23 protein-coding genes and 2 tRNA genes are annotated in these 24228 nt (G+C 69.9%); 11 read left to right on the top strand and 14 right to left on the bottom strand.

Features of this window, described 5'->3' with window-relative positions:
• Positions 1 to 25 precede the first annotated feature (25 nt).
• The 4 genes from rsrA to ACFVV1_RS02265 form a co-directional block, all read right to left on the bottom strand.
• The gene (gene rsrA / locus ACFVV1_RS02280) at positions 26 to 346 is read right to left on the bottom strand and encodes a mycothiol system anti-sigma-R factor (RefSeq protein WP_362200685.1); all 321 of its coding nucleotides are present in this window, start codon (positions 344 to 346) and stop codon (positions 26 to 28) included.
• Positions 343 to 999: a sigma-70 family RNA polymerase sigma factor gene (locus ACFVV1_RS02275; RefSeq protein ID WP_189273941.1), complete on the bottom strand. Its 657-nt coding sequence runs from the start codon at positions 997 to 999 to the stop codon at positions 343 to 345. The genes rsrA and ACFVV1_RS02275 overlap by 4 nt, the downstream gene beginning before the upstream one ends.
• Positions 1000 to 1283: 284 nt before the next feature.
• A complete protein-coding gene (locus ACFVV1_RS02270) occupies positions 1284 to 1919 on the bottom strand; it encodes an alpha/beta family hydrolase (RefSeq protein WP_389983912.1) in 636 nt (211 codons plus the stop codon).
• A 67-nt stretch (positions 1920 to 1986) separates the two neighbouring features.
• Positions 1987 to 2802 carry an SOS response-associated peptidase gene (locus ACFVV1_RS02265; protein WP_389983135.1) on the bottom strand — a complete coding sequence of 272 codons (816 nt, stop codon included), beginning with the start codon at positions 2800 to 2802 and terminating at the stop codon, positions 1987 to 1989.
• Between the two features lie 65 nt (positions 2803 to 2867).
• On the opposite strand from ACFVV1_RS02265, the gene ACFVV1_RS02260 reads away from it, so the two are divergent.
• From ACFVV1_RS02260 to ACFVV1_RS02245, 4 genes are all read left to right on the top strand, one after another.
• Positions 2868 to 3581, top strand: coding sequence for a M50 family metallopeptidase (locus ACFVV1_RS02260; RefSeq protein WP_389983132.1), 714 nt, complete (start codon positions 2868 to 2870; stop codon positions 3579 to 3581).
• Between the two features lie 349 nt (positions 3582 to 3930).
• Entirely contained in the window at positions 3931 to 5271 is a 1341-nt protein-coding gene (aroA, locus tag ACFVV1_RS02255) for a 3-phosphoshikimate 1-carboxyvinyltransferase (protein WP_389983130.1), read from the top strand.
• A 3-nt stretch (positions 5272 to 5274) separates the two neighbouring features.
• Positions 5275 to 6291, top strand: coding sequence for a ribosome small subunit-dependent GTPase A (rsgA, locus tag ACFVV1_RS02250; protein ID WP_389983127.1), 1017 nt, complete (start codon positions 5275 to 5277; stop codon positions 6289 to 6291).
• Between the two features lie 90 nt (positions 6292 to 6381).
• Positions 6382 to 6705, top strand: coding sequence for a DMT family transporter (locus tag ACFVV1_RS02245; RefSeq protein WP_384457309.1), 324 nt, complete (start codon positions 6382 to 6384; stop codon positions 6703 to 6705).
• 32 nt (positions 6706 to 6737) lie between these two features.
• Here the strand turns inward: ACFVV1_RS02245 and ACFVV1_RS02240 are convergent, their stop codons facing one another.
• Positions 6738 to 7370 carry a TetR/AcrR family transcriptional regulator gene (locus ACFVV1_RS02240; protein WP_389983124.1) on the bottom strand — a complete coding sequence of 211 codons (633 nt, stop codon included), beginning with the start codon at positions 7368 to 7370 and terminating at the stop codon, positions 6738 to 6740.
• Positions 7371 to 7490: 120 nt separating this feature from the next.
• Here ACFVV1_RS02240 and hisN point away from each other — a divergent pair, with 120 nt between their 5' ends.
• On the top strand, positions 7491 to 8291 hold the full coding sequence (gene hisN, locus ACFVV1_RS02235) for a histidinol-phosphatase (protein ID WP_389983121.1): 801 nt from the start codon (positions 7491 to 7493) through the stop codon (positions 8289 to 8291).
• A 162-nt stretch (positions 8292 to 8453) separates the two neighbouring features.
• On the top strand, positions 8454 to 8858 hold the full coding sequence (locus ACFVV1_RS02230) for a cyclic nucleotide-binding/CBS domain-containing protein (protein WP_389983118.1): 405 nt from the start codon (positions 8454 to 8456) through the stop codon (positions 8856 to 8858).
• A gap of 73 nt (positions 8859 to 8931) precedes the next feature.
• On the opposite strand, the gene ACFVV1_RS02225 is transcribed toward ACFVV1_RS02230, so the two are convergent.
• Positions 8932 to 10401 carry a catalase gene (locus ACFVV1_RS02225; RefSeq protein WP_389983116.1) on the bottom strand — a complete coding sequence of 490 codons (1470 nt, stop codon included), beginning with the start codon at positions 10399 to 10401 and terminating at the stop codon, positions 8932 to 8934.
• 143 nt (positions 10402 to 10544) lie between these two features.
• Here ACFVV1_RS02225 and ACFVV1_RS02220 point away from each other — a divergent pair, with 143 nt between their 5' ends.
• The 4 genes from ACFVV1_RS02220 (at position 10545) to ACFVV1_RS02205 (ending at position 14063) form a co-directional block, all read left to right on the top strand.
• A complete protein-coding gene (locus ACFVV1_RS02220; protein ID WP_266748423.1) occupies positions 10545 to 10964 on the top strand; it encodes a Fur family transcriptional regulator in 420 nt (139 codons plus the stop codon).
• A 345-nt stretch (positions 10965 to 11309) separates the two neighbouring features.
• A complete protein-coding gene (locus ACFVV1_RS02215; RefSeq protein ID WP_389983909.1) occupies positions 11310 to 12020 on the top strand; it encodes an ABC transporter ATP-binding protein in 711 nt (236 codons plus the stop codon).
• Complete coding sequence (locus tag ACFVV1_RS02210; protein ID WP_389983112.1) at positions 12017 to 12886, top strand: ABC transporter permease; 870 nt, start codon at positions 12017 to 12019, stop codon at positions 12884 to 12886. The genes ACFVV1_RS02215 and ACFVV1_RS02210 overlap by 4 nt, the downstream gene beginning before the upstream one ends.
• Before the next feature lie 34 nt (positions 12887 to 12920).
• Complete coding sequence (locus ACFVV1_RS02205) at positions 12921 to 14063, top strand: ABC transporter substrate-binding protein (RefSeq protein WP_389983109.1); 1143 nt, start codon at positions 12921 to 12923, stop codon at positions 14061 to 14063.
• A gap of 63 nt (positions 14064 to 14126) precedes the next feature.
• Here the strand turns inward: ACFVV1_RS02205 and ACFVV1_RS02200 are convergent.
• The 4 genes from ACFVV1_RS02200 to ACFVV1_RS02185 form a co-directional block, all read right to left on the bottom strand.
• A tRNA-Met gene (locus tag ACFVV1_RS02200) sits at positions 14127 to 14200 on the bottom strand.
• A 209-nt stretch (positions 14201 to 14409) separates the two neighbouring features.
• A complete protein-coding gene (locus tag ACFVV1_RS02195; RefSeq protein ID WP_389983106.1) occupies positions 14410 to 16554 on the bottom strand; it encodes a tetratricopeptide repeat protein in 2145 nt (714 codons plus the stop codon).
• Between the two features lie 213 nt (positions 16555 to 16767).
• Positions 16768 to 16841, bottom strand: a tRNA-Met gene (locus tag ACFVV1_RS02190).
• Between the two features lie 52 nt (positions 16842 to 16893).
• Complete coding sequence (locus ACFVV1_RS02185) at positions 16894 to 19854, bottom strand: UPF0182 family protein (protein WP_389983906.1); 2961 nt, start codon at positions 19852 to 19854, stop codon at positions 16894 to 16896.
• Between the two features lie 128 nt (positions 19855 to 19982).
• Here ACFVV1_RS02185 and ACFVV1_RS02180 point away from each other — a divergent pair, with 128 nt between their 5' ends.
• A complete protein-coding gene (locus ACFVV1_RS02180; protein ID WP_389983103.1) occupies positions 19983 to 20552 on the top strand; it encodes a PPA1309 family protein in 570 nt (189 codons plus the stop codon).
• 66 nt (positions 20553 to 20618) lie between these two features.
• On the opposite strand, the gene ACFVV1_RS02175 is transcribed toward ACFVV1_RS02180, so the two are convergent.
• From ACFVV1_RS02175 to ACFVV1_RS02160, 4 genes are all read right to left on the bottom strand, one after another.
• Positions 20619 to 21707 (bottom strand): PDZ domain-containing protein, encoded by a 1089-nt coding sequence (locus ACFVV1_RS02175; protein ID WP_389983100.1) that lies wholly within the window; start codon positions 21705 to 21707, stop codon positions 20619 to 20621.
• A 153-nt stretch (positions 21708 to 21860) separates the two neighbouring features.
• Positions 21861 to 22031: a hypothetical protein gene (locus ACFVV1_RS02170; RefSeq protein WP_389983097.1), complete on the bottom strand. Its 171-nt coding sequence runs from the start codon at positions 22029 to 22031 to the stop codon at positions 21861 to 21863.
• Between the two features lie 128 nt (positions 22032 to 22159).
• Positions 22160 to 22621: a molybdenum cofactor biosynthesis protein MoaE gene (locus ACFVV1_RS02165; protein ID WP_389983094.1), complete on the bottom strand. Its 462-nt coding sequence runs from the start codon at positions 22619 to 22621 to the stop codon at positions 22160 to 22162.
• Positions 22622 to 22958: 337 nt separating this feature from the next.
• Positions 22959 to 24101 (bottom strand): SDR family oxidoreductase, encoded by a 1143-nt coding sequence (locus tag ACFVV1_RS02160; RefSeq protein ID WP_389983091.1) that lies wholly within the window; start codon positions 24099 to 24101, stop codon positions 22959 to 22961.
• Between the last annotated feature and the right edge of the window lie 127 nt (positions 24102 to 24228).

The following is a 24228-nucleotide window of genomic DNA, read 5'->3' as shown; positions in this document are numbered from 1 at the left end:
CGCTACGCGGGGCGCCCGCCGGGCATCACTCCTTGGCGGCGGTCGGCTGACCGGACTCCGACGCCGTCACGTCCTGCTCGGGCACCGCCTGCCCCGAGCGGATCAGGTCGATCCGGCCCATCACCTTGGATCGCAGATCGCTCGGCACGTCATCCTGGCCGCAGCAGCGCTTCACCAGCTTCTTCACGGCCTGTTCCAGACCGTACTTCTCCAGGCACGGGGAGCACTCCTCGAAGTGCACCTCGAACTTGGTGCAGTCGCTGTCGGGCATCTCGTGGTCGAGAAACTCATACAGATGATCGAGGACCTCTGAGCAGTCCGTCTCGTGCGGCTCTCCGCAGCTCATGAGCCCGAGCCTTTCCGATCGTCCGACTCTCCGGCACCGGCCGGGACGAGCCCGCGCTCACGGGCGTAGTCCTCCAGCATGCCGCGCAGTTGGCGGCGGCCCCGGTGCAGTCGGGACATCACCGTACCGATGGGAGTCCCCATGATGTCCGCGATCTCCTTGTAGGCAAAGCCCTCTACATCGGCGAGATACACAGCGATGCGGAACTCTTCGGGGATCGCCTGCAGAGCGGACTTCACATCCGAGTCGGGCAGGTGGTCGAGCGCCTGCGACTCGGCGGAGCGCAGACCGGTCGACATGTGCGACTCGGCGCGCGCCAGCTGCCAGTCCTCGATCTCCTCGGCGGCGCTGCGCTGGGGTTCGCGCTGCTTCTTGCGGTACGAGTTGATGAACGTGTTGGTGAGGATGCGGTACATCCACGCCTTGAGGTTCGTGCCCTCGCGGAACTGGTGGAAGGAGCCGTACGCCTTGGCATAGGTCTCCTGGACCAGGTCCTCGGCGTCCGCGGGGTTGCGCGTCATGCGCAGCGCGGCCGAGTACATCTGGTCGAGGAAACCGAGAGCGTCCCGCTCGAAGCGCGCGTTGCGCTCGGCGGTCGTCTCCTGCGCGCGGCCGTCGTCGGTCCCTGTGTCGGTCCCAGTGACCGGACCCACCTCCTCCAACGCTGTGGCGGAGCCGAAACCGGACCCGCTCGAATCGGAGAATAGTCGACCTTGCTTCGAGGCGGGCTGTCGATCCGATCCGCTCAGTGCCCGCTCGGGAGTGGTCTTCGCCGCATGCAGGACCGTCCACTCCAGGTCAGCGGCGTTCGAGCGACGCGGGCAGATGGTCGAACCCATGCGACGGACTCCCTCTCCACATACGACGTTGATGTACCGATGACACCCACAACAGTGGCCCCTGGCTCAACATTCCCGGGGGGTGCGTCAGGGGTGCGTCACGCGAGGGCGGACAGCCATCCGGTCACGGCGGTGGTCAGGATTTCCATGGCCTGGTCCTCGGTCAGGCCGGACTTCTTCGGTACGGCAAACCCGTGGTCTGCGTACGGCACCTCGGTGAGCTCGTACTCCCCCGGAGGGAATTCGGCGGGCCGCCCGAACGGGTCGTTGCCGCCCTGGACGACGAGCGTGGGTACGCCGGACCCGAGGAGCTCGTCCTTGCGGGACTTCTCCGGCTTTCCCGGTGGGTGCAGCGGGAAGCTGAGCGCGAGTACGGCGTGGGCGCCGAGCTCCGTCGCCGTCCGGCAGGCCACCCGCGCCCCGGCGCTGCGCCCTCCCGCGACGACGGGCAGCCCCGCGGCGGTCAGCGCGGGCCACAGGCCCCGCCACCCGGCGTCCAGGGTCTTCGGGGCGGGCGCGACCTTCTTGCCGGCGACCCGCCACGGCTGCTCCACCAGGGCGACGGTCACCCCGTGGGCGGGCAGCGCGGCGGCCAGGGCCCGGAGGTCACGGGTCTCGACGCCGCCGCCCGCGCCGTGGCTGACGGCGAGCACCAGTCGGGCGCTCCCGGTCTTCGTCGTACCCGTCGCGGGGAACCAGGTGATCCTGGCCGGCCCGGCCACGGTGTCGACCATTTCGGCCGCCTCGGACCGGCGGCCCGTCTCTGTAGTACTCACGTACCCCATCCTCCCCGCCGAGAGCTCAGAAGAGCGTGCTCACCTCCGGCGCGGCCAGCTCTTCCAGCAGTTCGGGGCCGTTGTTGCGGACGTTGCTGACGGCCGTGGCCACCGGATAGGCCCGCATCAGCCCGCCCGGCGGTGGCGCGAGCAGCCCCTTCAGCTCCTCGATGTCGGTGCGCGACGGGTCGAGCCAGGCGTCCCAGCGGTCCGGGGTCAGCATCAGCGGCATCCGGGGGTGGATGTCGGCGAGCGTGGCGGGGCCGTCGGCGGGGGCGACGGCGAGCGGGGTGGTCTCCGCCTCGGTCGTGATCACCGAGCAGGTCACCCACCAGGCCATCGGGTGGTCGTCCGGCAGGGTCCGGTCGCGCCAGAACTCGTACAGCCCGGCCATCGCGAAGACCGATCCGTCGGCGGGTGTCACGAAGTACGGCTGCTTCCGCGGCCGCTTCTTCTTCCCCTTCTCCTCCAGCTGCCGCTCATCCGCGCCGGTGACCCACTCGTAGTAGCCGTCGGCGGGCACGATGCAGCGCCGGGAGACAAAGGGGCGGCGGAAGGACGGCTTCTCGTGGACGGTCTCCGCACGGGCGTTGATCATGCGTGCGGCGCCCTCGGGGGACTTCGCCCAGGACGGCACGAGCCCCCATTTCAGGGCACGCAACTGGCGAACCGGACGCTGATCGTCTGCGTCTTTCAATGGACGTTCCAGTACGGCGTAGACCTCTTTGGTCGGCGCCACGTTCCAATCGGGCGCCAGAGTCTCCGCCGGTTCCCACTTCTCGACCTGGAAGAGTCCGGTCAGATCCTCGGGCCGCCGACTCGCTGCATACCGTCCGCACATAAGTGCCAGACTGCCACGACCGTCACGCCGGCAGGACGCCGATACCGCAAGGAGCCGCCCCCACCATGGACAGCACCGATCTGGGCAATCTGTGGGACCGCGTCTTCGGCACCCAGCCCCTCCCCGAGCAGTGGCTGGTGGTGGTGACCGGCACGCTCGCACTGATCGCCGTCGTACCCAATTTCATATGGCGGCTGACCCGCAACACGATCACCATCGCGCACGAGGGCGGCCACGGGCTGATCGCGCTGTGCACCGGGCGGCAGCTGTCCGGCATCCGGCTGCACTCGGACACCAGCGGGCTGACGGTCAGCCGCGGCAGGCCGACCGGCATCGGGATGATCCTGACCGCGGCAGCGGGCTACACCGCCCCGCCGCTGCTGGGCCTGGGCGGGGCGTGGCTGCTGGTCAACGGCAGGATCACGCTGTTCCTGTGGCTGGCCACCGCGCTGCTCGCGGTGATGCTGGTGATGATCCGCAATGTGTACGGGGCGCTGGCGGTGATCTTCACCGGATCGGCCTTCCTGCTGGTGTCCTGGCTGGCCTCGCCGGCCGTGCAGTCACTGTTCGCGTACACCGTGGTGTGGTTCCTGCTGCTCGGCGGCGTACGCCCGGCCTTCGAGCTCCAGTCGAAGCGGCGGCACGGCGGTGCGCCGGACTCGGACGCGGACCAGCTGTCGCGGCTGACGGACGTACCGGCCGCGCTCTGGCTGTTCCTCTTCCACGCGGTGTCGCTCTGCTCGCTGATCGGCGGCGGGCGCTGGCTGCTGGGCATGTGAACTCCGGCCGCGGAGGGGCCGGCGCGGCCCGGCGAGTCATACCACACTTGCGTTACATCACGATTTCATCCCATTTGGTCGAGATTCGGGTTTGCGGTGAACCACGAAGACCGACCGGTAAATGGGGGGTGGGAGAAGGAGCGGGGCTGGGTGCGTGCAGCTGCAAGGCGGAGGACTGAGGCAGATGGGGTCTCCCCTGCTCGAGCGAAGCCGAGAGCTTGGGGAAGGAGCCATGGTGATTGACGACAACGCCGGAGGGGGTCCCCCCTGGCCCTTAAGGCCTTGGGGGAGCGCGTGCCCAGCCCCGCGACGCCGCCCCCCATTTGCCGGTCGGTCTAAAGTGAGGTCCATGACCGAAAGTTCCGTGCACCCCGCCCTCTGGCCCGCCCCGCATGCGAGTGGAGCCGTCGACGCGACCGTCACCGTGCCCGGATCGAAATCGGTCACCAATCGCGCGCTCGTCCTCGCCTCTCTCGCCGCCGAGCCCGGCTGGCTGCGCCGCCCGCTGCGCTCCCGCGACACCCTGCTGATGGCCGAGGCGCTCCGCGCAATGGGCGTCGGCATCGAGGAGACGGTGTCGTCCAGCTCCACCGTCGCGGGCGGCCCGGACGGCTCCGGCGAGGCCTGGCGGATCATCCCGGCCGGACTGCACGGCCCCACCACGATCGACGTCGGCAACGCCGGGACGGTCATGCGCTTCCTGCCGCCGGTCGCGGCCCTCGCCGACGGACCGGTCCACTTCGACGGCGACTCCCGTTCGTACGAGCGCCCGCTGAGCGGTGTGATCGACGCGCTGCGGGTGCTCGGCGCCCGGATCGACGACGACGGACGCGGCTCGCTCCCGATGACCGTGCACGGCGGCGGTGCGCTGGACGGCGGAGCGGTGGCGATCGACGCCTCCTCGTCCTCCCAGTTCGTCTCGGCGCTGCTCCTGTCGGCGCCGCGCTACAACCAGGGCGTGGAGGTGCGCCACACCGGCGCCAGGCTCCCCTCCATGCCGCACATCCGGATGACCGTCGACATGCTGCGGGCCGTCGGCGCCCAGGTCGACGAGCCGGAGACCGGCGGCGAGCCGAACGTCTGGCGGGTCTCCCACTCCGCCCTGCTCGGCCGTGATCTGACCGTCGAGCCCGATCTCTCCAACGCCCAGCCGTTCCTCGCGGCCGCGCTGGTCACCGGCGGCCGGGTCACCATCCCCGACTGGCCCGAGCGCACCACCCAGCCGGGCGACGCACTGCGGGAGATCTTCACCGCGATGGGTGGCAGCTGCGAGCTGACCGAGCACGGGCTCACCTTCACCGGTTCGGGCCGGGTCCACGGCATCGACGTCGACCTCGGCGAGGTCGGCGAGCTCACCCCGGGCATCGCGGCGGTCGCGGCCCTCGCGGACGGCCCGTCCACCCTGAGCGGCGTGGCCCACCTGCGGCTGCACGAGACGGACCGGCTCGCCGCACTCACCAAGGAGATCAACGAGCTCGGCGGCGACGTCACCGAGACCGCCGACGGGCTCCACATCCGCCCGCGACCGCTGCACGGCGGTACCTTCCATACGTACGACGACCACCGGATGGCCACCGCGGGGTCGATCATCGGCCTTGCCGTCCCCGGAGTGGAGATCGAGAACGTGGCGACAACTGCCAAGACCCTGCCGGACTTCCCGCAGATGTGGACCGGAATGCTCGGGGCCTGAGAGATGCGCCGCTACGGCAAGAACCCCGACGAGGACGACATCCGGACCCGCCCCAACCCGAAGGGCAACCGCCCTCGTACGCACACCCGTCCGAAGCACGAGGACGCCGAGGAAGGCATGGTCCTCACCGTCGACCGCGGCCGCCTCACCTGCCTCGTCGACGGTCGTACGGTCATGGCGATGAAGGCCCGCGAGCTGGGCCGGAAGGCCGCCGTGGTGGGTGACACCGTCTCCCTCGTCGGTGATCTGTCCGGCGCCAAGGACACCCTCGCCCGCATCGTCCGCATCGGTGAGCGCCGCTCGGTGCTGCGCCGGACCGCGGACGACGACGATCCGTTCGAGCGGGTGGTCGTCGCCAACGCCGACCAGCTGGCGATCGTCACCGCGCTGGCCGATCCGGAACCCCGCCCGCGGATGATCGACCGCTGTCTGGTCGCCGCGTACGACGGCGGGCTCTCCCCGCTCCTCGTGCTCACCAAGTCCGACCTCGCCTCCCCGGACAAGCTGCTGGAGGCGTACACCCCGCTGGGCGTCCCGTTCATCGTCACCAGCCGCGAGGAGCTGGAGAACGGCGACGCGGCGGAGCGGGTCCGCGAGCAGCTGCACGACCGGGTCACCGCCTTCGTCGGGCACTCCGGCGTCGGAAAGACGACGCTGGTCAACGCGCTCGTGCCGAAGGACCGACGCCGTACGACGGGGGTCGTCAACGCGGTCACCGGCCGCGGCCGGCACACCACCACATCGGCGCTGGCGCTCCCGCTGCCCGACTACCGCGGCTGGGTGATCGACACCCCGGGTGTGCGCTCCTTCGGGCTCAACCACATCGACCCGTCCCGGGTGATCCACGCGTTCCCGGACCTGGAGCCCGGCACCGAGGAGTGCCCGCGCGGCTGCACCCACGACGGCCATGAACCGGAATGCGCGCTGGACGCCTGGGTGGCGGACGGCCACGCCGATCCGGCGCGGCTGGACTCGCTGCGGCGGCTGCTCTCCACCCGGGAACGACGCGAAGGCGACTGACCCCGGCACGTTTGCGATCTGCTGCCGCAGGTAAGTGCATAATCACGCCCAGCGAGGCATGGCGGTCACCGACGTGGGAGGGCACTGACGATGGCGTGGCTGCTGGTCGTGGTCGCCGGGCTTCTGGAGACCGGCTTCGCCGTCTGTCTGAAGCTCTCTCACGGGTTCACCCGGCTCTGGCCGACCATCGCGTTCTGCGTCTTCGCCCTCGGCAGCTTCGGTCTGCTGACGCTGTCGCTGAAGAAGCTCGACGTGGGGCCCGCCTATGCCGTGTGGACGGGCATCGGCGCCGCGGGCACCGCGATCTACGGCATGGTCTTCCTCGACGACGTGGTCTCCACCCTCAAGCTGATCTCGATCTCCCTGGTGATCATCGGTGTGATCGGGCTGCAGCTCTCGGGCTCGTCCCACTGACCTCGTGGTCAGGCCCCGGGCCCGACCGGTGTTCACCCGGCGGGCAGCCGCTCCACCAGCTCGCGCACCAGCGGCGCTGTCTCCCACTCGGGCCCCGTCCCGGCCTCCGTCCCCGGGAGGGCCGGCACCAGTGCGTAGCCGAGTGCCAGCCGGAGCACGATCTCGCAGGTCGCGGCCAGTGCCTCGATGTCGGGCGGGGGCCGTCCCTCGTCGAGGGCGGCCACCGCGCGTTCCTGGACCTCGCCGAGCAGTTCGGCGGGCGTCGGCGTCCCGGCGTCGGCGCGCCGCTGGGCGGGCACGCGCGAGGCGGTCGGCATGGCTGGGCGCACGGGACGGGGTAATCGGTCGCCCCAGCAGCCCGTGAGCAATCCCCTGACAAGGGCGTTCGCGCGGATGGCGCGGACGGTCCACACGGCGGTGGCGGCCAGCCTGTCCCCCGTACCGCCCGCTGATCCCAGCGCCCGTTCGACACCGGTCAGATAGCCGTCGGCCGCGCTCCGGACGAGGGCGCGGGCCAGACCGTCCTTGCTGCCGAACTCGTTGTAGAGGCTCTGCCGGGAAACCCCGGCGGCGGACGCGACATCGACCATGCGCACCGCCGACCAGGGCAGGGTGGCCAGCGCCGTGAGGGCGGCGTCCAGCAATGCGTCTCGCGCCGTGGGCATCGTCGCCTCCCGCGCCAAGGGCTCCGCGTCCCAGCGTCGACGCGCTCCCGTGGACTGTCAATGGTCCGCGCGGCCCGAGGTCCGGTAGCCCTGTTCACCTGCGGTCGATACTGTGACGGCATGCCCGATTACCACGATGATCTGCGCTTCGCCCATGTGCTGGCGGACGCCGCCGACGCGGCGACGATGGACCGGTTCAAGGCTCTGGACCTCAAGGTCGAGACCAAGCCGGACATGACGCCGGTGAGCGAGGCCGACAAGGCCGCCGAGGAACTGATCCGCGGTCACCTCCATCGGGCCCGCCCGCGCGACGCGATCCTGGGCGAGGAGTTCGGGATCGAGGGCACCGGCCCGCGTCGCTGGGTCGTCGACCCGATCGACGGCACCAAGAATTACGTGCGCGGCGTGCCGGTCTGGGCGACGCTGATCTCGCTGATGGAGGCCGGTGAGGAAGGTTTCCGGCCGGTGGTCGGCGTGGTGTCGGCGCCCGCGTTGAACCGGCGCTGGTGGGCGGCGAAGGGCGCGGGCGCGTTCTCCGGCCGCAGCCTGACCTCCGCGACCCGGCTGCAGGTGTCGAAGGTGGAGCGGATCGCGGACGCCTCGTTCGCGTACGCGTCGCTGAGCGGCTGGGAGGAGCAGGGCCGGCTCGACGGGTTCCTGGATCTGACCAGGGCCTGCTGGCGCACTCGCGGGTACGGGGATTTCTGGCCGTACATGATGGTCGCCGAGGGATCGGTCGACATCTGCGCGGAGCCGGAGCTCTCGCTCTGGGACATGGCCGCCAACGCGATCATCGTCCAGGAGGCGGGCGGGGAGTTCACCAGCCTGGACGGGGTGTCCGGCCCCGGCGGCGGTAACGCCGCGGCCTCGAACGGGCTGCTCCACCACGAGCTGCTGGGCTATCTGAACCAGCGCTACTGATCCGGATCACGCCCCCCGGGGGGTGCGCACCACCGCACGCCCCTCGGATGATCCCGTCCCCCCTTGTCCCGGTCCCGCATCGATGCAACTCTGAGAGTCCCCCCGCTTGTGAACTTGTGAATCGACTCACACAGTCGCTTCACGAAGGAGGTGGCTCTTTTCATGCTCGTCCGTGACGCCATGAGCACGCTGGTCCTCACCATCGGACCCGCCCATACGCTCCGCGAGGCCGCCCGGCTGATGTCGGTCCGGCGCGTCGGAGCCGCGGTCGTTCTCGACCGGGATACCAGCGGGGTCGGCATTCTCACCGAGCGCGACATCCTCAACGCGGTCGGCTCGGGCCGGAATCCCGATGTCGAGACCGCCTCCGCCCACACCACCACCGACGTGGTCTTCGCCGCACCCACCTGGACCCTGGCAGAGGCCGCGGAGGCCATGACGCACGGTGGGTTCCGCCACCTGATCGTGCTGGACGACCACGGGCCCGTAGGTATCGTCTCGGTCCGTGACATCCTGCGCTGCTGGACGCCCGCCAAGCGCCGGCCTCACGCGGAACTCGTCGGCTGACCCCCGTGAACGACCGGTGGGCCGGCCCCCTCCGAAGAGGGAACCGGCCCACCGCCGACGACAGGCGTCCTGGTCAGCCGCGCAGGGCCTGGACCGCGGCCTCCAGACGCTTACCGAAGTCGCCGTCCGCCTGGCGGAAGTTGTTGATCGCACGCTCGGCGATGTCATCGCGCGACACCTTGGCGATGAACCCGGCGAGGTTGTCGATCAGCCGGGCCTTCTCGTCCTCGGAGTAGAGCCGGTAGAGGTTTCCGGCCTGCACGAAGTCGCTGTCCTCCGCGTGGCTCGGGGCCTCGTGCGTACCGATCTCGCCCGTGACCGGGGTGGGCTCCCACAGCGGCCGGTCCGTCTGGGCCGGGCCGCCGAAGCTGTTCGGCTCGTAGTTCTTCGCACCCTTGTGGCGGCCGTCGTACAGGTAGCCGTCGCGGCTGTTGGTGCGCGCCTCCGTGGCGTGCGGGCGGTTCACCGGCAGGTGGTCGGCGTTGATGCCGACGCGGTAGCGGTGGGCGTCGCCGTACGCGAAGAGGCGACCCTGGAGCATCTTGTCGGGGGACGGACCGATGCCCGGCACGAAGTGCGCGGGGCTGAAGATCGACTGCTCGACCTCGGCGAAGATGTTCTCCGGGTTGCGGTTGAGCTCCAGCTTCCCGATCTCGATCGGCGGGTAGTCCGCGTGCGGCCACACCTTGGTGAGGTCGAACGGGTTGAAGCGGTACGTGGCCGCCTCGGCCGCCGGCATGATCTGGACCTGCACCGTCCAGGACGGGAAGTCGCCGCGCTCGATCGCCTCGCGCAGGTCGCGCTGGTGGCTGTCGGGGTCCTCACCGGCGAGCTTGTTGGCCTCGTCCTGGGTGAGGTTCTTGATGCCCTGGTCGGTCTTGAAGTGGTACTTGACCCAGAAGACCTCGCCGGCCTCGTTGTTCCACTGGTACGTGTGCGAGCCGTACCCGTTCATGTGACGCAGCGTGGCCGGAATGCCGCGGTCGCCGAAGAGCCAGGTCACCTGGTGGGTGGACTCGGGCGACAGACCCCAGAAGTCCCAGACGTTGTCCGCCTCCTGCGAGCCGGTGTACGGGTCGCGCTTCTGGGTGTGGATGAAGTCAGGGAACTTGATGGCGTCCTTGATGAAGAACACCGGGGTGTTGTTGCCGACGAGGTCGTAGTTGCCCTCTTCGGTGTAGAACTTCAGCGCGAAGCCGCGGGGGTCACGCACCGCGTCGGCCGAGCCGAGGTTGCCCGCGACGGTCGAGAAGCGGAGGAACGTCTCGGTCTGCTTGCCGACCTCGGAGAGGAACTTCGCCCGCGTCCACTGCGAGACGTCGCGGGTCAGCGTGAACGTGCCGTACGCGCCGGCGCCGCGGGCGTGCACGATGCGCTCCGGAATGCGCTCACGGTTGAAGTGCGCGAGCTTCTCCAGCAGCGACTGGTCCTGCACCAGCACGGGACCGCCGACGCCAGCGGTCTGGCTGTTCTGGTTGTCGGCGACCGGCGCGCCGGCCTCCGTGGTGAGCGGTCCCTGCGTCACGTGCGCCTCCTGCGTCATTCCTGCACATTCGTCATGTCCTGCACAGCCTGTCCCTTGGCCTGCGCCGCTCCCGATCCTACAATGGACATTGTCCAAGTCAAGCGAACATCCAAAGTCACATCGGTTCGGGACCTGGTCCCCCCACTGTTAGGCTTGTGCTTATGAGTGACCTGCTGGAACGACTTCGCGGACGCGGCTGGCGCATGACCGCCCAGCGGCGCGTCGTGGCCGAGGTCCTCGACGGGGACCACGTGCACCTGACGGCGGACGAGGTCCATGCCCGCGCCGTTGCCAAGCTGCCCGAGATCTCCCGCGCCACGGTCTACAACACCCTGGGTGAGATGGTGACGCTCGGTGAGGTCATAGAGGTCTCCACGGATCGCCGGGCCAAGCGGTACGACCCGAACGCGCACCGTCCCCACCACCACCTCGTCTGCGCGCGCTGCGGCACCATCCGCGACGTACACCCGGCCGGCGACCCGCTGGCGGATCTGCCGAGCGACGAGCGGTTCGGATTCACGGTCTCCAATGTCGAGGTGACCTACCGCGGCATCTGCCCGAACTGCGCCGCGACGAGCTGAGTTCTGCCACGGAAGGCCTCGGTGCGAGCATCACGCGCACCGGGGCCTTTCGCATGAACAGCCACGGGGGGTGACACCCGCCCCCGAGCCCACCACGCGCGCACCCCCTTCCCGAATCTGATGGGTCGTCATATCGTCGGCGGCGATCACGTCCGCCCCGCGGCGGATCCGCACCTCGATACGCGCGAGGAGAGACCCGTGGGAGATCCGCACCCGACCCCACCCACAGCGCCGGCCCCGACCCCTGGCCGGGCTCCGGCTCCGGTCCCGGCGCCCGCCTCGGCCACCCGTCCCAAACTCCGCGCCGACGCGCTCACCCGCTCCTTCGGGCGCGGCGCGAAGGCCCTGCCCGCCCTCGGCCCCGTCGATCTTTCCGTGGCACCGGGCGAGTTCACCTGCCTCGTCGGCCCCTCCGGCTGCGGCAAGTCCACGCTGCTCAGGATCGCCGCCGGACTGCTCCGCCCCAGCTCCGGCGAGCTGTCCATCCGTACGGCATCGCCCCGCCCGGCGGCGATGATCTTCCAGGACTACGGGATCTACGACTGGAAGACCGTGCTGGCCAACGTCCGGTTCGGCCTCGACATCCAACGCGTACCGCGCAAGGAGGCCGATGCCAGGGCACGCGACTGGCTGGCCCGGATGGGGCTCTCCGATTTCGCCGGGGCGTATCCGGCCGCCCTCTCCGGCGGAATGCGGCAACGGGTCGCGATCGCCCGCGCCCTCGCCGTCGAACCCGAGATGCTGCTGATGGACGAGCCGTTCGCGGCGCTCGACGCGCAGCTGCGCACGATCCTCCAGGACGAGCTGCTCGACCTCACCCAGACCACCCGTACCACCACCCTCTTCATCACCCACAGCCTCGAGGAGGCGATCGTGCTCGGGGACCGGGTGCTGATGATGTCCGCCAGACCGGGGCGGATCATCGCCGAGCGCCGCCCGCCGTTCGGCCGGCCACGCACCGGCGAGGTCCGGTCGGCGCCCGAGTTCACCGCGCTGAAGAGCGAGTTGTGGGAACTGCTGCGCGGCGAGGTGCGGAGGGAGGCGGTTCCGGCATGAGCACCACCGTGCACGCCACGAAACCCGACGACGGGGTGCTGATCCGCAGGCCGGGCCCGCAGGAGCTGCATCCGGTGCGCACCCACCGCAGGCGCCGCGCCCTGGAGATCACGCTCGCCGTCGCCGTACCGCTGCTGCTCGTGCTGCTCTGGCAGCTGGCCGCGGCACAGTCCTGGATCGACGAACGGGTCTACCCCGCCCCCTCGACCATTCTGGCGGACGGCTGGGACCGGGCGGGCGCCGGTGAACTGTGGCCGGATGTGTGGGCCACGCTCAAGCGAGTCCTCGGCGGCTATGCGATCGGCACCGTCGCGGGATACGCGCTCGGGCTGCTGATGGGCTCGCTCTCCCTCGTACGGGCGGCGCTGGAGCCGTTGCTCGACGCCCTGTACGTCGTACCGAAGCTGGCCCTGCTGCCGGTCTTCCTCAATATGTTCGGCCTCGGCGAGGGGCCGCAGATCGCTCTGGTCGCCGCGACCGTCTTCTTCTTCGTCTGGATCTCCACCATGGCGGCCGTGCTGGCCGTCCCGGTCGGCCACCGTGACGCCGGTCAGGTCTTCGGCGCCTCGCCCTGGCAGATGTTCCGGCACGTGCTGCTGCCCGCGTCGCTGCCCGCGGTCCTGGTCGGGGCGCGGATCGCGGCGGGGGTGGCCGTACTGGTCATCGTCGCCTCCGAACAGATCGCGGCGGCCGACGGGCTGGGCCATCTGATCTTCGACTCCCGGGCGCTGTTCCAGAACGACGTGATGTTCGTCGGCATCGTGTGCGTGGCGGTCCTCGGTGTCGTCTTCTCCGAAGTGGTGCGGATCGCCGGGCGGCTGCTCACCCCGTGGGCCCCGCGCGACCGCGGCCGCGGCCAGTCCTGAACAGCTCACCCCACGTTCTTCGTACGGAGGCACTGTGCGTACACGTACCCCCTTGACCTGCACCGTCGCACTCATCACGGTTTCCTTGCTCGGCACGGCAGGTTGCGCCGGAAAGGACTCCGCCGACGACGGCGCCGCTGCCGCGCCGCGCACCGTCACACCCGTCGCGGGCTGCGGCGCCGGCAGCTGGAGCGACCCTGCCGACCTCGCCCCCGACCGGAAACCGGCCCGCTGTGACAAGGGGGCCCCGGCGGCCCGGCCCCTGGCGAAGAAGCGGAAGATCACCGTCGCCACCGGCACCCTGAGCGCGGAGTACGTCGCTCCGCTCCAGGTCGCGGTGGCGAAGGGCGAGTTCGCCAAGGAAGGGCTGGACGTCGAGCTGAAGGTGCTGCCCACCCCGGACGCCCTGCCGCTGCTCGCCAAAGGCGATGTGGACGCCCAGTGGGCGGCTCCCGAGGCGGCCGTGATGAACGGCATCAACGGCGGTTTCGACATCAGGTGGGTGGCCGGGAACTTCTCGCCCGACCCCACCTCCAAGAGCGGCCTGTGGGTGCGTCTCAAGGACGGCGAGAGCGCCGATCACGTCGATATGGCGGGCCGGAAGATGGGCACGATGATCGGCAAGGGCTCGGTCATCGCCTACCCGATGGACACCTCCCTGAAGACGCACGGCGGTGGCCTCGACAAGATCGGCTTCCAACAGCTCGGCTCCGCGGACGTGCTGACCGCGCTGGAGAACGGCGGCGTGGACTCCGCCTGGCTGCTCGACCCGGTCTGGCGCAAGGTGGACGGCGACAAGAGGTACGCGTTCCTGGGCGGCCAGCCGCTCGGCGAACCGCTCGGCGGCCTGCTCTTCGGACCGACGCTGCTGAACAAGGACCCGGACGCCGGCGTCGCCTTCCTCCGCGCCTACATCCGGACGGTGAACACCTACTTCGCCGACGCGTACAAGGCCGACCCCGCGTTCGTCGCCGAACTGGCGAAGCTGATGAAGACCGACGAGGCCACGCTGCGGTCGACCCCGTCGATGCGGATGGACTGGGAGATTCGGAAGGGCACGACGGACCGGCTGCAGCAGGCGTACGCGGACGCGGGTGTCTCGAAAGGCGCCCCGGTGCCGGAGGCGAAGGCCGTGGACCGGGCGATGTACACGGAGGCGGTGGGCCACTCGCGCTGACTGGCATGCACGGGCATACGCAGAAGGCCGGATCCTCTGGAGGATCCGGCCTTCTGCGTTCAGTAGCGGGGACAGGATTTGAACCTGCGACCTCTGGGTTATGAGCCCAGCGAGCTACCGAGCTGCTCCACCCCGCGTCGTTGTGATCCCCACAGTACGTCACCGCTCCGGACCAGCGCAAATCAGTTCCGGCGCGGGGCGGGGAGGCAGTCCGGCACGGGGCGTCATGGAAGCGCCGGACCGCCTCCCCGCCCCGCGCCGAGCCCCACTGCTCACCCACCTGGCCGCACCGGCCCGAGTCACCCGGCCTTGCCGCTCGGCCTCGCGCAGCCTCGATCGCTCGGCCTTACGCGGTGAGCTCCTGGTGCAGCGCTTCGCGCAGCCGGGCGGCGCGCTCGGCGACCTCTGCCGGGCCCAACTCGACCGCCCGCGCGCACCAGCGCTGCCCCTCGGCGAGCTCGCCACGGCGGGCGGCCAGCAGAGCCAGGCGCAGGGCGGCCCGGCCATGCCCGTCGCGGGCGGCGCGGCTCCACCACAGCGCGGCCTCGCGCTCGCTGCCCTCTCGGGCGAGCAGCAGCCCGAGGTTGAAAGCGCCGTTGCGGCTGCCCGACTCGGCGGCCTCGCGGTACCAGCGGGCCGCGCTGTCCACGTCGCCACGGGCCGCCGCGAGCATGCCGACCCGCACCTGGGCACGGCGGTGTCCCTGTTCGGCGGCCCGCTCGTACCACTCCTCGCACTCGGTCTTCTCCGGCATCGGCTCGCCGAGCGCGGGAGGGCCGGGCGGTGGCTGCCGCGAGTCCAGCACCCCGGCCAGCCGGAAGGCCGCCTCGGCGCTGCCGCCGCCCGCCGCGCAGCGCAGATGACGCTCGGCCTCCTGCTCCTCGCCGCGGTGCAGCAGGGCCATGCCCACCTGGAGGGCGGCCTCGGTGTGGCCTGCCGCCGCGGCGCGCTCGTACCAGACCAGTGCCGCACGGTCCTCGTCGCGTCCGGCATGCAGGATGCCGAGGTTGAAGGCCGCATCCACGCTGCCCGCCTCGGCGGCCTTGGAGAACCAGGGCTCGGCGCCGGTCGCGTCGCCCGCCTGGAGCAGGAGTACGGCCAGCGCGTTGGCGGCCTCGCGGTGGCCCGCGTACGCGGCGCGGCGGTACCACTGCTCGGCCTGCGGCGTACGGTCCTGCGCCGCACAGAGCAGCCCCAGGTTGTAGGCGCCGTTGACGTCACCCGCGTCCATGGCGGCGCGGTACCAGCGCTCGGCGGTCTGCTGCTCGCCACGGGCGGCGTGCAGGGCACCCAGGGCATTGGCGGCGTTCCCGTCGCCGTCCTGGGCGGCGCGCAGCCACCACACGGCAGCGCTCTCCTCGTCGCCCGCGTCACGGAGCAGAAAGCCGAGCGCGCAGGCGGCCCGTGCCTCGCCCGCCTTCGCGGAGATGAGGTACCAGCGGCCGGCCTCCCTGGGCTCGCCGCGCCGCTCGAGGATGGCGCCGAGGTGCAGGGCGGCACGCCGGTGGCCGCGCGCCGCGGCCTGCCGGTACCACTGTTCGGCCTCGCCCACGCGCCCGGTCGCCGGACCTGCCACGGGGCCGTCGTCCCTGCGCGCCGCGGAGCGGCCGGCGACACCCGGACGATCGGCGGCGCACGTGCCTGCCCCGGAGCCGAGGCCGGGGCCCAGCCCCGGGCGGCCGAAGGCGTCGTGCGGGTCGTCGGCGGCGTTGCGGTCCAGCATGCGCGCGAGGCGGTACGCGGCCTCCCGGTGTCCCTGCTCGGCGGCGGCGCGCAGCCAGCGCTCGGCACCGACGTCGCTGCGGTGTTCCAGCAGGTCCGCGAGGGCGTACGCGCCCAGCGCGTGGCCCTGCTCGGCGGACTGCCGCAGCCAGTACTCGGCACCGGGCTCGTCGCCGCGCTCCCGGTAGTGGCGACCGAGGGCGTGTGCGGCAGCGGCGGAGCCCGCGACGGCCGCGATACGCCACCAGCCGGCCGCGTCGTCGACGTAACCGCGCTGGTGGAGGAGGACGCCGAGGTTGTTGGCCGCGGCCCGGTCCCCGTCGGCGGTGGCCGCCCGCAGATAGGGCTCGGCGCCGTCCAGATCACCGCGGCGCAGCAGCAGGGCCCCGAGGACGCTCATCGACGTGGTGTCCCCGGCGTCGGCCGCGCGACGGTGGCGCGCCTCGCTCTCGGCGCTCTCCGGGCTCTCCCGGGTCTCCTGGGGCCCGGAACCTTCCGCAGCCTCCATGGCCCCGGCGCTCGCCGTGCTCTCCGTGTTCTCTGCGCTCTCGACGGTCGCGGCACACCCCGCAGTCTCGGCGGTCTCGGTCGTCCCAATGATCCCAGAAGTCTCAGTGTTCCCGGAGGCCCCAGTGTTCTCAGCGGTCTCGTCGTTCTCCGCGGCGGCTACACCAAAAGCCGCATTCATCACGCTATCCGGCCGATGAGCGCGGTGCTGCACAAACCGCCCTGTCTCCAACAGAGTTGCCCTGTCCCCCATAAATACCATCGTCGCACCACCTGTAACCCGCGTACACCTGGTATATCGCGGCCAGTGAGGTCACTTCAGCGTTTTGTCGACATGCCCACAGAGAGATAAGTCAAACACGTCCGGGCCCAACTCGCGCCCCACGAACCGCCCTTCACACACACCGCACAAGAATGTCGCCGCGACACGACGAAGGCCCGGATCCTCGAAAGGATCCGGGCCTTCGTCTTTCAGTAGCGGGGACAGGATTTGAACCTGCGACCTCTGGGTTATGAGCCCAGCGAGCTACCGAGCTGCTCCACCCCGCGCCGTTGTGTTCAAACCGTACCACGGTGCGAGGGTGAGCCTTTACCGAGTCACTCAGCCACCACTACCAACTTCGGACGCTTTGTCCGAAACGTGCGAACTGTTCGCATTACTCGCGCTGTTCGCTCCGCCGGCGCTGCTCTCACTGCCCGACTTGGGCTGGGCAGCCGCCGCACGCTGCAGGGCGTCCTGCAGATCCGCCTGGGCCTTGCCGTAGGCGCTCCAGTCCTGCTTCTTCAGGGCTGCCTCGCCTTCCGCATAGGCCTTCTGCGCGTCCGCGATCGCCTTCTTCAGCGCCGCGTCACCAGTGGCCGGCGGCTGCGTCGTCTCGCCCGGTGGCCGGGTGGTCTCCGTGGGCGGCTGGGTGGTGCCGGGGCCCGTCACCCCGAAGACCGCATTGAGCGCTTCCCCGAGGCTGTTCTCGAAGACGGTCTTCGACCCGTACGAGGCGGCGACCTTGCGCAGCAGCGGGTAGTTCTGCGTGCCACCGCGCGTGTACACCGGCTCGATGTAGAGGAAGCCCCCTTCGAGGGGCACCGTCAGCAGGTTGCCGTACTCGATGTCGGAGTCGGTTCCCTTGAGGTTTCTCACGAACTCGGCGACGTCGTCGTTGCCGTTGAGCTCGCTCTGTACCTGGCCGGGGCCCTTCACCGTGGTGGTGACTCTCAACAGCCTTATCGTGCCGTAGTCCTTACTGGCCGCGTCGGCGTCCACCGCCATGAACGCCCCGAGGTCGGGCCGCCCCTTCGGGGTGAACGTCGTCGTCAGCGAGAACTTCTGGGCCGATTGGTCCGGCATCTTTATGCTCAGGTAGTACGGCGGGACGGCACCGGACTCCTTGTTGGTCGGGTCGTCCGGGACCTGCCACGCGTCACTGCCGCTGTAGAACTGGGCGGGGTTGGTGACGTGGTAGCGGGTGAGCAGCTCGCGCTGCACCTTGAACAGGTCCTGCGGGTAGCGCAGATGTTCCCTGAGCTCCTGCGGGATGTCCGCCTTGGGCTGGACGGTCCCCGGGAACGCCTTGCGCCAGGTCTTGAGGACCGGGTCCTCGGTGTCCCACTCGTAGAGCTTGACCTTGCCGTCGTACGCGTCGACGGTGGCCTTCACCGAGTTGCGGATGTAGTTGACCTGGTTCTGCTGGGCGACGACCGCACGCTGGTTGGTGGTCAGTGAGTCGGCCGTGGTGTCACCGAGCGTCGTACGCGAGGCGTACGGGTAGCCGTTGGTGGTGGTGTACGCGTCGACGACCCACTGGATGCGGCCGTTCACCACGGCCGGGTAGGCGTCGCCGTCGATGGTCAGCCACGGGGCGACCGCCTCGACGCGCTCCTTGGGCGTGCGGTTGTAGAGAATCCGCGAACCGTCGCCGATGGCCCCCGAGTAGAGGATCTGCGGCTCGCTGAACGCCACCGCGTACGCGGCGCGGTTGAAGGCGTTGGAGAGACTGACCCCGCTGTCGCCCTGGTAGCTGGTGGTCTTCTCACCGTCCTCCTCGTAGTCGAGCTCCTTCTGGGGCCCGCCGACGATGGAGTACTGCTCGGTCTTCTCGCCGTAGTAGATCTGCTGCTCGTACTTGCCGAGCTCACCCGAGGTCGGCAGACCGGACTCGGTGAAGTCCGGTGAACCCTTCGGGTTCTTGCCGGTCGTCGTGCCCTTGGCCGCGATGGCGCCGTAGCCGTGGGTGTAGGTGAAGTGGTCGTTGATCCAGTTGCGCTTGGGGATGCCGTCGAGGTTGAGCTCGCGCAGACCGATGACCGTGTCCTGGTCCTTGCCGGCGGCGTCCTTGTAGCGGTCCACGTCCAGCGTCTTGGGGAACTGGTAGTAGTTCCTCTTCTGCTGGAGCTGCTGGAAGGCCGGGGAGACGACGTTGGGGTCCATCACCCGGTAACTGGCGGCGGTATCCGCGCTCGCGCGCAGCTTGGCGTCGTCGTTCGTCGTGCTCTTGCCCGAGTAGTCGTCGACCTGAGCGTTGTCGATGTCGTACGCGTCACGCGTCGCTTCGATGTTCTTCCGGATGAACGGGGCTTCCTTGGCCTGCTCGTTCGGCTGGACCTGGAACTTCTGCACGATCGCCGGGTACAGCCCGCCGATCAGGATCGCCGAGAGCACCATCAGACCGAAGCCGATCATCGGGAGCTGCCAGGTGCGGCGCCAGAGCGTCGCGAAGAAGAGCACGGCGCAGATCGCGGCGATGCAGAACAGGATGGTCTTCGCCGGAAGGTAGGCGTTGGCGTCGACGTACCGCAGGCCCGTCCAGTTGTCCGTGGCCTTGAAGTCACTGGACTTCACGGCCAGGCCGTATCGGTCGAGCCAGTACGCCACGGCCTTCAGCGAGACGAAGACGCCGAGCAGCACCGACAGATGGCCGGTGGCCGCGCCGGTCGCCCGCGCGCCGGGGCTGGTGATGCGGAGCCCGCCGTAGAGATAGTGGGTCAGCGCGGCGGCAACCAGCGAGAGCACCGTGGCCGCGAAGCCGAAGCCCAGCAGGAAGCGGTACCAGGGCAGGTCGAAGGCGTAGAAGGAGACGTCCAGATGGAACTGGGGGTCCTTCTGGTGGAACGCCACGCCGTTCACATACATCAGCCAGGTACGCCACTGACCGGAGGCGGACGCTCCGGCGATCAGTCCGACGAGCGCGGTGATCGCGAGCAGCACCCACTTCTTGTACGGGGCCAGGCTCATCCGGTAGCGGTCCAGGCTCTGCTGTTCCAGGGACATCGCGCTCAGCGGCGGCCGGAGCCGGTGCGCGAGCCAGATGTTCAGACCGACGGCGATCGCCATCAGCAGTCCGAAGACGAGGAACAGCCCGATCTTGGTCCACAGGGTGGTGGTGAAGACGGACGAATAGGCGACCGACCGGTACCAGAGCCAGTCCGTCCAGAACCCGGCGAACATGACGAACGCCATGGCGAGAACCGCCAGGACGCCAAGTGTCATGAGCAGGGTACGGGCGCGCCGGGACGGGCGGCCGACTCTGATCCGTGGCCCGGTCGGGCCTCCGCCGCGGTCCGGCATCTGGAAAGCCAACGTGCGCACCTCGAAGTTCGCGGGTCGTGTGAAGCGGGCCCAGCGATCGTAGAGCCCACCTATCCAACTTACTGAGGCTTTACCTAGTTCCCGCTCCCGGGGCGGAAGGAGGCAGGATGTTGGCCATGCCCAACGTTTCCCCCTCAGGCCCCCCGATGGCCGCGAGCCCCCTCACCGTCGCCGTACTCGAAATCGACGAGTACATCTCCGGTCTCGGCTGGGACCAGCCGGCCCGGCTCTTCGCTCTCGTCGACACAGCCCGGCTGCGGACCCAGGAGCCCGGCCTCGCCGCCCAGCTCGGTCTCGACAGCACCGACTCCCCGACCACCTCACTCACCCCCATCGAGCAGGAGGAGCTTCCGCCGGGCACCGCCCTGGACGAATTCCTCGCCACGATCGCCTGGCCCGACTCGGTGGTCGGATGCGCGATGACGGTGGAGCGGCTGATGCTGCCGCCGTCCGCCGAGGCCTCCGTACCGGAGGGACTCAGCGATGCCCAGCTGACCAAGTGGGTCGCCAAGCACCCGGAGCGCCAGGAGGTGCGGATGACGGTGGCCGCCCTCAGGGACGGTACGCGCGAGGCAGCCGTACGGCTTCGCGAGAAAGACTCCCCGAGCGAGGTGCGGACCGGCGCCGGCCTGGTGCCCGGACTGGCCGACGCACTGGCCGCGACCTTCGAGGCCTGACCCCACCGCGTCACCGCCGAGGTCCTGTCCGGCCTTGATCGGCCGGACAGGACCTGAAGGGCGTGGTCAGCCCGCCGAGCAGCTCGGCAGGCCGGCCGTGTCCCCTGCCTTGATCTTCTCCAGCGACTTCTTCGCGTCGTCGATCGTCTTCACCTTCACCAGCGTGAGTCCGCTCGGGGTGTCGGAGGCGGCGGCCCTGCAATTCTCGTCCGGTGTCAGGAAGTACCTGGCGCCCGCGTCACGCGCGCCGACCAGCTTCATGTTGATGCCGCCGATCGGGCCGACCTTGCCCTTGTCGTCGATCGTGCCGGTGCCCGCGACGAACTTCCCGCCGGTGAGGTCGGTGGGCGTCAGCTTGTCGATGATGCCCAGGGAGAACATGAGGCCGGCGCTCGGGCCGCCGACATCGGCGAGCTTGATGTCGATCCGGAACGGGAACGTGTGGTCCGTCCCGGCCTGGATACCGACGATCGCGCGGTTCTCCTTGGGGGCCTTCGCGGTGGTGATGACGATCTTCCGGGTGCCCTCGGGCTCCTTGCCGGCCTTCTCGGCCTCCTGTGCCGTCTTCGCCGGGATGATCGTGAAAGTGACGTCCTCGCCGGGCTTGTGGCGGGTGACGAGCTTCGCGACGTCCCCGGGCTGCTCCACCGCCGTGCCGTCGACCTGCTTGATCACATCGCCGGCGTGCAGCTCGCCCTGGGCGGGGCTGCCCTTGATGACCGTGGAGACCACGACGCGTGACGACACCGGGATGCCCAGCTCGGTCAGGGCGGCGACCTTGGCGCTCTCCTGGGACTGACTGAACTCCTCGGCGTTCTCCTGCGTCGACTGCTGCTCGGTCTTGCCGCCGGGGTACAGGGTGTCGTGCGGTACCACCACGCTGTCGTGGGCCAGCCAGCCGTACACGGCCTCGACGAGGTTCATGTTGTAGTCGGCACCGGTGACCCTGACCGTCGTCATGTTGAGGTTGCCGGACGTCGGGTACGTCTTGTGCCCGGAAATCTGCAGGACCGGCTCGCCGTCGATCTTGCCGAGGGTGTTCACCGTCGGCCCGGGAGACATCTCCGAATACGGCACTTTGATCAGCACGCCTGCGCAGAGCAGCGCGATGAGGATGAGGGTGGAGGCGAGCATCGTCGCGGTGCGGCGTGGCATGGAACGACAGTACGGGAAGGGTCTGTCAGTGCACCGTCGGGGCCGGTCCGGACGGGGCGGGGAATGGGGGATGGCGCCGTGCCGGAGGGCGCCGGCAGTCGGCGCCACGAGGCGGATTGGCGACTGCGTACGTTCGCTGAAAAGGCTGAAAAGTCAGAGGACGTCGGAACCGGAGTGCGACTTCTCCATCGCCTCACGGAACCGGGCATACCCGGCGAGTTCTGAAACATCACCGGCCGTACGATTACGGGTGGCCCAGCTTCCCCATATCGCAGCGCCGAACGCAGCGAAAAGCGGAATCAACAACCAGGCAAGTGCTGCCATTACGACCTCCCTACCCCGTGAGCGACCGCAACTGACCGATCAGCAGATTAACCATCTGCAGGACCAACGCTCACGGCAGGGGTGCGGTTACGCAAATCGGGGCGGACGACCACCCGATCGGCTTGCACTCAGCAGGCGCCGACCCACTCCTCGGTGCCGTCCGAAAACCGCTGGTGCTTCCAGATCGGAACCTCGTGCTTGAGGTCGTCGATGAGCTTGCGGCACGCCTCGAACGCCTCCGCACGGTGCGGGCAGGAGACGGCGACGACGACGGCGAGGTCGCCCACTCGGAGATCACCCACACGGTGGACGGCGGCCAGTGCCCGGACCGGGAAGTCCGCGGCGACCTTCTCGGCCACCCGCCGCAATTCGTCCTGCGCCGAGGGGTGGCAGGAGTACCCGAGCGCACCGACGTCCTGACCGCCGTCGTGGTTGCGCACCGTGCCGACGAAGAGCGCCGTGCCGCCCGCGGCGTCGTCCCCGACGGCCCGGAAGATCTCGTCGACCGACAGCGGCGTCTCTCGAATCGCCAGCAGCCGGACGGGGTCGGTTGCCGCCCGCTCGCCGGGGTGGTCGTGGGTGGGAGCCATGGGCCCATGGTGCCGTACGGCACCGACATCGTGGAATAGCGTTTTCCACCGGCGGACCGACCCTGGCCTTGGAGTCTCCTACAGACGTCCCGCGGTCCGCGGACGTCCGCGGTCTGCCGGGACCTCAGGGTCTTTCGTTCGGATCAGGCCGGATCAGGGAGCGGTCCGCCGCGGAGCGGCTGATGTCACCGTGGTGCCGTGCATCGCAAGGCGGAGGAAGGAGCCCGATGGGGTCTCCCCCTGGTCGAGCGGAGCCGAGAGCTGGGGAAGACCGACGACAACGCGGCGCGGCGCGGTGCCGGGGCACGCGAGCCCGGCATGATCCACACGAAAGGCCCTAGATGCGGCGGCGGGCCTTGCGGGCCCGGCGGACCAGGGCGGCCGTGCCGAGCAGCGCCACGGTCGCACCGGCGGCGCCTGCCGCGGTCGCGTCCTTGCGGCCGAGGCGGCGTCCGGCGACGGTGTGCCGGCCTTCCACCTCTTCGAGGAGCGCCGCGAGCACCTCCTCGTTGGTCCAGCCCGGGCGCCAGCCCGCGTCGTGCAGCCGGCTCACGCTGACCACCCAGGGGTGCATCGTGTACGCGAGATCGCCCGCCGGGGACGGGGTGAGGCCGATCCGGTGCAGCCGGGCGGCGGCGCCGAGGGCCACGGCGGAGGGCAGCTCCATCCGGCGGACGCCGCTGAGCTCCTCGACCTCCTCCTGTTCCAGCCAGCCGTCGCAGCCGACCGCGAACTCGCCGTCGATCTTCTCCAGCGCGGCGAACTCCAGGGCCGTGACCAGGTCCTCGACATGGCAGAACTGCCAGGTGGGGCGCGATCCGGCGACGACCAGGAGGCGCGGCGACTCGAAGTAGCGGGTCAGCGCGGTGTCCGTACCGCCGACCAGGACGGTCGGCCGGACCACGGTCACGTTGAGTCCGGGGTGGGCGCGGGGCGCGCGTCGGCCGAGCCGCTCGATCTCCAGGAGGTCGCCGACGCCGGTGGCCTCGGCCGTGGCGCGCAGCTCGGCGTCCTCGGCGAGCGGGATGTCGTTGTCGGGCAGCGCCCCGTAGACCATGGCCGAGGTGCACAGGACGACCCGGTGGACCCCCACGGCCGCGGCTGCCGTCAGCACGGTCTGGGTACCGCGCACGTTGTAGGCGGTGCGGGCCGCAGGGTCGGTCTCCAGGTCGAGATCGAGTGCCAGGTGCACGACGACATCCGCGCCGCGCAGCTTCTCCGCGATGGCGGGGTCCCGGACGTCGAGGATGTGCCAGGTCGCCTCGGAGACCTCTCCGCGGCGTTCATCGATGGCAATGACCTGCTTGATCTCCTCGGACGCCGCGAGGCGCGCGGTGAGCAGCTCACCGACGCCCCCCGCGGCTCCGGTGACCGCGACGACGGGGCCACGGCTCCTGGAGCGGTTTTTTGCGGACTTGTTCTCGGTCGAGGGGTCGGACAGGTTTCGCGCTGCGCGAACCTGAGGATCTGGGGAACTCACCGGGCGTCTCCAGCGGTTGTCTTCAGTACGTACCCGAATGACGCGTACGTACCAGGTGGCGTCCATCCTGCCGCAGGCCGGGAGCAGGCGGAGCACTGAGGCCCCAAGCGGACTTATGGTGTCTACG

The sequence above is a fragment of the Streptomyces sp. NPDC058092 genome, from assembly GCF_042884935.1.
Taxonomy (GTDB): domain Bacteria; phylum Actinomycetota; class Actinomycetes; order Streptomycetales; family Streptomycetaceae; genus Streptomyces.
Note: the sequence above shows the minus strand (reverse complement) of the source record. Positions and strands in the feature narration are given on the sequence as shown.

Coding starts and splice junctions, on each gene's coding strand:
- ACFVV1_RS02185 (WP_389983906.1), bottom strand. CDS start 19,854: ATGCCGGACCGCGGCGGAGGCCCGACCGGGCCACGGATCAGAGTCGGC.
- ACFVV1_RS02210 (WP_389983112.1), top strand. CDS start 12,017: ATGAGCACCACCGTGCACGCCACGAAACCCGACGACGGGGTGCTGATC.
- ACFVV1_RS02165 (WP_389983094.1), bottom strand. CDS start 22,621: ATGGCTCCCACCCACGACCACCCCGGCGAGCGGGCGGCAACCGACCCC.
- ACFVV1_RS02270 (WP_389983912.1), bottom strand. CDS start 1,919: ATGGTCGACACCGTGGCCGGGCCGGCCAGGATCACCTGGTTCCCCGCG.
- aroA (WP_389983130.1), top strand. CDS start 3,931: ATGACCGAAAGTTCCGTGCACCCCGCCCTCTGGCCCGCCCCGCATGCG.
- ACFVV1_RS02225 (WP_389983116.1), bottom strand. CDS start 10,401: ATGACGCAGGAGGCGCACGTGACGCAGGGACCGCTCACCACGGAGGCC.
- ACFVV1_RS02240 (WP_389983124.1), bottom strand. CDS start 7,370: ATGCCCACGGCGCGAGACGCATTGCTGGACGCCGCCCTCACGGCGCTG.
- ACFVV1_RS02175 (WP_389983100.1), bottom strand. CDS start 21,707: ATGCCACGCCGCACCGCGACGATGCTCGCCTCCACCCTCATCCTCATC.
- ACFVV1_RS02220 (WP_266748423.1), top strand. CDS start 10,545: ATGAGTGACCTGCTGGAACGACTTCGCGGACGCGGCTGGCGCATGACC.
- hisN (WP_389983121.1), top strand. CDS start 7,491: ATGCCCGATTACCACGATGATCTGCGCTTCGCCCATGTGCTGGCGGAC.
- ACFVV1_RS02260 (WP_389983132.1), top strand. CDS start 2,868: ATGGACAGCACCGATCTGGGCAATCTGTGGGACCGCGTCTTCGGCACC.
- rsrA (WP_362200685.1), bottom strand. CDS start 346: ATGAGCTGCGGAGAGCCGCACGAGACGGACTGCTCAGAGGTCCTCGAT.
- ACFVV1_RS02245 (WP_384457309.1), top strand. CDS start 6,382: ATGGCGTGGCTGCTGGTCGTGGTCGCCGGGCTTCTGGAGACCGGCTTC.
- ACFVV1_RS02180 (WP_389983103.1), top strand. CDS start 19,983: ATGTTGGCCATGCCCAACGTTTCCCCCTCAGGCCCCCCGATGGCCGCG.
- ACFVV1_RS02230 (WP_389983118.1), top strand. CDS start 8,454: ATGCTCGTCCGTGACGCCATGAGCACGCTGGTCCTCACCATCGGACCC.
- ACFVV1_RS02195 (WP_389983106.1), bottom strand. CDS start 16,554: ATGGTATTTATGGGGGACAGGGCAACTCTGTTGGAGACAGGGCGGTTT.
- ACFVV1_RS02170 (WP_389983097.1), bottom strand. CDS start 22,031: ATGGCAGCACTTGCCTGGTTGTTGATTCCGCTTTTCGCTGCGTTCGGC.
- rsgA (WP_389983127.1), top strand. CDS start 5,275: ATGCGCCGCTACGGCAAGAACCCCGACGAGGACGACATCCGGACCCGC.
- ACFVV1_RS02265 (WP_389983135.1), bottom strand. CDS start 2,802: ATGTGCGGACGGTATGCAGCGAGTCGGCGGCCCGAGGATCTGACCGGA.